Below are 3,341 nucleotides of genomic sequence, written 5' to 3' on the forward strand. Positions count from 1 at the left end.
GCCCCAGACCCCGCCGCCCGCGGCCCCCGCGCCCCAGGCAGCCGGGGCCTCGTCCCTCGGCGCACCGCCCCCGGGCAGCATGGACGTCCGCTCCATGTGGCCGAACATCCTGGAAGCGGTCAAGAACCGCCGCCGCTTCACCTGGATCCTGCTGAGCCAGAACGCGCAGGTCGCCGGCTTCGACGGCCAGACCCTCCAGCTCGGCTTCCTCAACGCCGGTGCCCGTGACAACTTCACGAGCAGCGGCAGCGAGGACGTCCTCAAGCAGGCCCTGGCCGAACAGTTCAACGCGAACTGGAAGATCGAGGCGATCATCGACCCCTCGGGCGGCTCGTCCCCGCCCCCGGCGGCGACCGGCTTCGGCGGCTCCGGCGGTACGTACTCGGGCGGCGCCCCCGCAGCCCAGCGGCCCCAGGCCCCCGCGCCTCAGCAGTCGGCCCCGCCCGCCGCGGCAGCCCCGGCTCCGCAGCAGCCGACGCCCGCGCCGGCCCCGTCCTCGTACAACCAAGGCTCGTACAACCAGGACGCGAACAGCCAAGGCCGGCAGGGCGGCCCGAGCCAGAACAACCAGAACAGCCAGAACAACCGCGGCTCCTACGACCAGGAGCCGCCACCGGTCTCCATCGAGGACGACATCCCGGAAGAGGACGACCCGGACCTCGACGAGAGCGCGCTGAGCGGCCACGACCTGATCGTCCGCGAGCTGGGCGCCACGGTCATCGAGGAGATCGCGAACGAATAGTGGCGGCGGGGTGTGGGGGCGCAGCCCCCACGAGCACACCGGTCAACAGCCCCCACAACAATCAGATCCGCAAACCAATCCAGGCGGGGGCATGGGGGCGGCAGCCCCCAAAGGGCCCCACCTTCAGACCTTCCCACAACCCCTCCAGTGCCCCCGCCCGTACAAACGCACCGCAGCTCACCGGTAGCCTTCACCCCGTGAAGGTCCTTGTCATCGGCGGCGGCGCCCGCGAACACGCCCTGTGCCGCTCTCTGTCCCTCGACCCCGACGTGACCGGCCTGTACTGCGCGCCAGGCAACGCCGGGATCGCCGAGGTCGCCGAGCTGCACCCGGTCGACGCCCTGGACGGAGCGGCGGTCGCCGCGCTCGCGCAGGAGCTCTCGGCCGACCTGGTCGTCGTCGGACCGGAGGCCCCGCTCGTAGCGGGAGTCGCCGACGCCGTACGGGAAGCGGGCATCCCCTGCTTCGGCCCGACCGGTGAAGCGGCCCAGTTGGAGGGGTCCAAGGCTTTCGCGAAGGACGTCATGGCCGGCGCCGGCGTCCCCACCGCGCGCAGCTACGTCTGCACCACCGACGCGGAGATCGACGAGGCGCTCGACGCCTTCGGCGCCCCGTACGTGGTGAAGGACGACGGTCTCGCGGCCGGCAAGGGCGTCGTCGTCACCGACGACATCGACAAGGCCCGCGCCCACGCCCGGGCCTGCGACCGCGTGGTCATCGAGGAGTTCCTCGACGGCCCCGAGGTCTCGCTGTTCGCGATCACCGACGGCGTCACGGTCCTGCCGCTCACGCCGGCCCAGGACTTCAAGCGCGCCCTCGACAACGACGAGGGACCCAACACCGGCGGCATGGGCGCCTATTCGCCGCTGCCGTGGGCCGACCCGAAGCTGGTCGACGAGGTCATGGCCACCGTCCTGCAGCCCACGGTCGACGAGCTGCGCCGCCGCGGCACGCCCTTCGCCGGTCTCCTGTACGCGGGTCTGGCGATCACCAGCAGGGGCGTACGGGTCATCGAGTTCAACGCGCGCTTCGGCGACCCCGAGACCCAGGTGGTCCTGGCACGGCTGCAGACCCCCCTCGCGGGCGTCCTGCTCAACGCCGCGAACGGCACCCTCGACACCCAGCCCCTGCTGCGCTGGCGCGAGGACGCGGCCGTCACGGTGGTCGTCGCCTCGCACAACTACCCGGACACCCCGCGTACCGGCGACGTCATCGAAGGGCTCGACGAGGTGGCCGCACAGGATGCCCCCGATGCGTACGTCCTGCACGCCGGGACCAGGCGCGACGGCGATGCCGTGGTCAGCGCGGGCGGCCGGGTGCTCTCCGTGACCGCGACCGGCAAGGACCTGGCCGAGGCCCGCGAGCGCGCCTACCGGGCCGTCGCGCGGATCCGCCTGGACGGCTCCCAGCACCGCACCGACATCGCCGCCAAGGCCGCGGGGGCCTGAGCCCGAGCAGTCGCGGGCCTGAGCCCGAGCAGTCGCGGGCCCTGAGCCCGAGCAGTCGCGGGCCCTGAGCCCGCAGCACTACCGCCGTACGCCGGGCGCACGCCCGTAGCGCACCGAACACGGGGCCGGATCTGACACAAGATCCGGTCCCGTTTCGTCATGCACCTTTGCCCAAAGCCATTCCATCGAGTGACCGATCCCCCATCCGGCTGACGGGCCCCGAGGCCCCAACTAGGGTGCGGCGCAAGCGTTCCCGGTGCCCCGTAGCCAAACAGCCCACTGGCATTGCGATGTCAGTGACGGGTGCCACAGTGGGGGAGTGAGCAGAGCCGTCGCAGCACGAAGGGGGTGACGTCCGGCCGTGTCCGGAACCGGTACAGGTGGTGAGCGGGGCGCAGTCGGCGCACGTGCCCGCGCGCTCGCCGTCCTGCGCATCCGCAGCAGGGCTCTCGCGGTGGCGCTGCTGCCCGCAGCGGTGGCCGTGGTGCTGCTCGCGGGCGGGGTCACGGGCCGTCTGGGCGGCGGGAGTTGGGATCTCGCGCGCTGGATCGCGAGCGGCGTCGCCGTGGTCGTGCTGCTCGCCGCATCCGTTGTCGGGCTCTTCGTGGCGCGCTCGCGGCCCGCCCTCAGTCCCACCGTGCCGATCGCCGAGAAATCCGCGCCGGACCTCTACCGCCTCGTGCGCGAGCTCGCCGACCGCCTCGATGTCCCCGCGCCCTCCGCGATAGCGCTCACCCCGGACTGCGACAGCTGGCTCGAGGACCGCACCCACCGGGCCCACGCCCCGGCCCGCCCGGGCCTGGTGCGGCGCGTGCTCGCGGGCATACGCGGGCGCCGTGACCCTCGGGACACGGATCCCGGTCTCGCGGGCACGGGGACCGGTCTTTCGGACCTTCGGGGGGATGAAGCAGCAGCGGTACGAGGGGACGCGAGCGCGGCTGCACGGGGGGATGGGAGCGCCGCCGTACAGGTGCAGGACTCCGCCGCCGTACGGGGACGCGACACCGTCGCCGCTCGTGCCGACGCGGCCGAGACCCGCCCCGTAGCCCCGGTCCTCGTGATCGGTTCGCCCTTCCTGTGGTGGATGCGCGTGGCCGAGCTGCGCGCGCTGCTCGCCCCGGTCGTCGCCGGTACGGGGCCGTCCGCCCACC

The 3,341-nt window shown here is 73.1% G+C and carries 1 protein-coding gene and 2 pseudogenes; all 3 read left to right on the top strand.

Annotated features, from left to right (window positions below):
* Nucleotides 1-742: pseudogene (locus ABT367_RS41175) on the top strand (DNA polymerase III subunit gamma and tau); the annotation flags it as partial.
* Nucleotides 743-939: 197 nt separating this feature from the next.
* Entirely contained in the window at nt 940-2,190 is a 1,251-nt protein-coding gene (gene purD / locus ABT367_RS41180) for a phosphoribosylamine--glycine ligase (protein WP_352259080.1), read from the top strand.
* A 361-nt stretch (nt 2,191-2,551) separates the two neighbouring features.
* Nucleotides 2,552-3,341, top strand: a pseudogene (locus ABT367_RS41185) (hypothetical protein); the annotation flags it as partial.

This window comes from Streptomyces mesophilus, assembly GCF_040300965.1.
Classification (GTDB): Bacteria; Actinomycetota; Actinomycetes; order Streptomycetales; family Streptomycetaceae; genus Streptomyces; species Streptomyces mesophilus_A.